The sequence below is a fragment of the Streptococcus mitis genome, assembly GCF_946190065.1.
GTDB lineage: Bacteria > Bacillota > Bacilli > Lactobacillales > Streptococcaceae > Streptococcus > Streptococcus mitis_DE.
In genome coordinates this window covers 1-1,414 of the sequence record NZ_CAMHZD010000041.1, presented here as the reverse complement: position 1 = coordinate 1,414, position 1,414 = coordinate 1, and the positions used below count along the sequence as shown (strand labels likewise).

The window sequence follows — 1,414 nt, the reverse complement described above, 5'->3', positions numbered from 1 at the left end:
GGCTCTATAATATTTGTAGTGGGTAAATCCCCTATAGATATTATGGAGCCTATTTTTGTGTAGAAAAAAAGTCCCATAAGATCTATAATGAAAAGCGACCAAACTATCATTAGAAAGAATCATATGGAACAATTACATTCTATCACAAAACTACTCGATATTAAAGACCCTAATATCCAAATTATAGATATCATTAATAAGGGTACACACAAGGAAATCATCGCTAAACTAGACTATGAGGCCCCATCTTGTCCTGATTGCGGAAGCCTAATGAAGAAATATGACTTTCAAAAACCGTCTAAGATTCCTTACCTTGAAACGACTGGTATGCCTACTAGAATCCTCCTTAGAAAACGCCGTTTTAAGTGCTATCAGTGCTCTAAAATGATGGTCGCTGAAACCTCTCTCGTCAAGAAAAATCACCAAATACCTCGTATCATCAACCAAAAGATTGCTCAAAAGCTGATTGAAAAAACTTCCATGACTGATATTGCTCATCAGTTGTCTATTTCAACTTCAACTGTCATTCGCAAGCTCAATGACTTTCACTTTAAGCCTGATTTTTCTCGCCTTCCTGAGATTATGTCTTGGGACGAATATACCTTTACAAAAGGAAAGATGAGTTTCATTGCACAAGATTTTGATAATCTCAGTATCATCGCTGTTCTTGAAGGTAGAACACAGGCTGTCATCCGAAATCACTTTCTTCGATACGATAGAGCTGTCCGATGTCGAGTGAAAATTATTACTATGGATATGTTTAGTCCCTATTATGACTTGGCTAAACAGCTTTTTCCGTGTGCTAAAATCGTTCTAGATCGCTTTCACATTGTACAACATCTTAGCCGTGCCATGAGTCGTGTGCGTGTCCAAATCATGAATCAGTATCATCGAAAATCCCATGAATACAAGGCTATCAAGCGTTACTGGAAACTTATCCAACAAGATAGTCGGAAACTCAGTGAGAAACGTTTTTATCGCCCTACTTTTCGTATGCACTTAACAAATAAAGAGATTCTAGACAAGCTTTTGAGCTATTCAGAAGACTTAAAACACCACTATAATCTCTATCAACTCTTACTTTTTCACTTTCAGAATAAGGAAGCTGACAAATTTTTCGGACTCATTAAGGACAATCTAAAGCAGGTTCATCCTCTTTTTCAGACTGTCTTTAAAACCTTTTTCAAGGACAAAGAGAAAATCGTCAACGCCCTTCAATTCCCCTATTCAAACGCTAAACTGGAAGCAACCAATAATCTTATCAAACTTATCAAACGAAATGCCTTTGGTTTTCGGAACTTCGAAAACTTCAAAAAACGGATTTTTATAGCTCTAAATATCAAAAAAGAAAGGACTAAATCTGTCCTTTCTAGAGCTTAGCTTTTCTTCAACCCACTACAGTTGACAAAGAGCC

At 36.7% G+C, this 1,414-nt stretch carries 1 protein-coding gene; it reads left to right on the top strand.

Annotation, left to right across the window (positions count from 1 at the left end; genetic code table 11):
* Positions 1-123: 123 nt before the first annotated feature.
* Complete coding sequence (locus OCF96_RS09830; protein WP_261447052.1) at positions 124-1,380, top strand: ISL3 family transposase; 1,257 nt, start codon at positions 124-126, stop codon at positions 1,378-1,380.
* Positions 1,381-1,414: the final 34 nt, after the last annotated feature.